We start from the raw sequence: 2,241 nt of genomic DNA on the forward strand, positions 1-2,241 counted from the left end.
GTGTTATGGAACCATGAGCGGTTAAAGACGATGAGCTTTGACTACTATTTATAATTTGATCGCCTTTCGGGAGAACAATATTTGTAGTGCAATCGTAAGTAGAACCCGTTACATGAATGGTTCCGTTTTTACAAAAGGCAACATTAGTGTTTGACTTGATATCTGCTAAGTCATAGGTGGTGGCGTGTGAGGCTAGCGGTAAAACAAGAACCGCAGCGAAAATACTGCAAAGACGCATCATCAAATGTCCTAAAAAAGTGGAACAAGATGGCATCAAGCGAGCGTGAGCAAGTGCTCACAGAAGTTGAAATATCGGCGGTGTTTTTGGTTTTTAATCCGCTTACTTATTGAACTTTGGCTATTTTTATTTCGTATGTCATACCAAAGCTTAGTGGCGTTATTAGAACGTAAGTATGAGATTAGTTCAATAGCTAAGTGTGACATGAGTCGCTTTATTCATGTAACTATTTGTTGGTAAAAGATAATAATTAACCATGTTGGTTCAGAATCAGTAGCTTGAGCGTCCTGATTCTGAACAGAACTTAATCCTAGGCTGCGTGAACAATGAGTGGAGCCATTTGATATAACTCTTCTAGTATGGCTTTCGTTTGTCTCGAATAGACCAGACGATCGCGATCGCCTACGAGTTGAATGGCTCTGACTTTACCTGCAACCAGACATTGCCTAATGGTGCGTAGAACCATTTGGATATCAATTTCTGAGGTACCATCAAGGCTGTTTTTGGTTTTTAGGGAGCCAAGGTCGATACTGAGGATTATTTGGTCGCAATGGTCGAGGTAATTGCCGATTAACTGCTTTACATTATTGCGATGACGAAAAGAAAACTCTTTATCGGTTACCCAGTCACAACCTTGATCCTCCGCGTATTCCCACGTTTCTTGCTTTGTATCTTGTTCGCTAACACCAGCAAAAAATAATCGCACGTTTTGATAGCGAGAAAGAGCAAAATGGAATGCCGAGCCTAAACGTGGTTCAAGTGTCGGCTTCAAGTTCATGTCATGTCCAATATTTACCACACCCACTTCGTCTCGATAAGACACGACCACAGGTAACATGGACAAGATTGTCTCTGTACAGTTGGTCACTAAAACGGGAATAGAATGACGAGAAAGCGAAAGACTTAACGCTTCCTGAAACTCGCCATTTTCCAGCTTGTCGTGGTTGAAGTGACCAAAGTTTTCAGCAGTTTCATGATCATGCTGTTGGTACAGCCAATCGCTAGCATTTTCCAAACTTTGATCAGCTAATTCAAACGCGCCCTTAGACATGGGAGGCAAATACTCACACACTGTCATAAAAGAAAAAGGGTAATGCTGCGGCTGTTTCACGGTGTGGTGGAGTTTATAGCGTTTGAAAAAGCTTAACATGATGAATTACCTTTCTGGTGGTAGTGCCCTTGCCGCTTGCAACACATGCAAAATAATGCGCTGCTTATCCTTTTCGACTCGGTGGGCCGGAGCCATCACCGAGACCGCGCCGATCAGTTTGCTTCCTTTCATCACTGGTGCACTGATGCCAGAAACACCCGGGTCAATTTCAGAAGTACTGACGGCATATCCGTGTTTACGGATGGTTGTGAGCTCTTGTTCCCATTCGTCTCGTCGGTGATCTTGATTAAAGTATCTCAAGATTTTCTCGCATCGACTTTGAGGCATAAAAGCGAGCATCACTTTAGATGAGGCACCACGTAGCAGAGGTTGACTTTGACCCTGGACGAAGCTGCAACGCAGCGCCTGCATACTTTCTTTTTGTCTGACACAAAGCGCGCGATACCCTGCAGGTACCATATAAGCGGCCATTTCCCCTGTTTGTTGTACCAACCGAGCCAGTATGGTTTCGACCATATCTAACCCATGCTGTGCGGTCTCATAGCTATGCATGAGCAGCAATGCTGCCGGGCCAACGACAAATGTCTTGTCGTGTACGCTTTCTTCAATCAAGTTCCACTCTTTGAGCAGCTTCAAGTGTCGGTAGAGACTGCTCAAAGGAACGTTCAATTGCTCGCTTAGCGTTTTCGCAGAGACCGGGAATGGACTAACTGCAACTTGCATTAACAACTGCAGTGCTTTTTCGTTTACCTGGTTCGCATTAGCTTTGTTTGTCGTCATGAGAGTGTTGTAACGTGTTATATGAATTACGACAAATATAATTCTTAATCACTGAGAAAAGAAAAATAATTTTAATGGGTAATTCTCGTAGAGTGAGAATTTGACGACTGAG

Annotated in this window: 3 protein-coding genes; all 3 read right to left on the reverse strand. The window is 43.4% G+C overall.

Going from position 1 to position 2,241, the window contains the following annotated elements; genetic code table 11:
- Positions 1-241 (reverse strand): hypothetical protein (locus tag CAG69_RS22575; RefSeq protein ID WP_237668081.1); only part of this gene is annotated, 241 nt, incomplete at its 3' end.
- A gap of 307 nt (positions 242-548) precedes the next feature.
- Positions 549-1,388 (reverse strand): arginase family protein, encoded by an 840-nt coding sequence (locus CAG69_RS15255; RefSeq protein WP_161444937.1) that lies wholly within the window; start codon positions 1,386-1,388, stop codon positions 549-551.
- A 6-nt stretch (positions 1,389-1,394) separates the two neighbouring features.
- A complete protein-coding gene (locus CAG69_RS15260) occupies positions 1,395-2,129 on the reverse strand; it encodes an IclR family transcriptional regulator (protein ID WP_005391048.1) in 735 nt (244 codons plus the stop codon).
- Between the last annotated feature and the right edge of the window lie 112 nt (positions 2,130-2,241).

It is taken from the genome of Vibrio sp. V43_P6S15P86 (assembly GCF_009904725.1).
Classification (GTDB): domain Bacteria; phylum Pseudomonadota; class Gammaproteobacteria; order Enterobacterales; family Vibrionaceae; genus Vibrio; species Vibrio diabolicus.